This is a genomic window from Candidatus Protochlamydia sp. W-9 (assembly GCF_001950615.1).
In the GTDB taxonomy this organism is placed as follows: Bacteria; Chlamydiota; Chlamydiia; order Chlamydiales; family Parachlamydiaceae; genus Protochlamydia; species Protochlamydia amoebophila.
In genome coordinates this window covers 1-273 of record NZ_BCPZ01000066.1, presented here as the reverse complement: position 1 = coordinate 273, position 273 = coordinate 1, and the positions used below count along the sequence as shown (strand labels likewise).

Below are 273 nucleotides of genomic sequence, written 5' to 3'. Positions count from 1 at the left end.
AATCCATTTTGACCTCTCATGTCATATTAAACATTAGCTTGGGAAAACAAATGTTTTAAATGATGCAGAGGTCCTTTGTCATTTAAATTTTATTCTTCTTATTTATTATCAAAGAGATAAATTCAAAATTCAGGTTAAGAAGAATTTTGTCTGTCAACTTCATAAGATTCTGCTTCATATTCGATCTTAGGGTAGTAAATAGTTCAAGACCTTGTTTCAAAAGCCTCTTTGAAAGTTCTTTCGAAATATATCCCTTATCACCAAATAGTTTTC

1 pseudogene is annotated in these 273 nt (G+C 29.3%); it reads right to left on the bottom strand.

The annotated features are described in order from the left end of the window. Nucleotides 1-136: 136 nt before the first annotated feature. A pseudogene (locus BU804_RS01900) lies at nt 137-273 on the bottom strand (transposase); the annotation flags it as partial.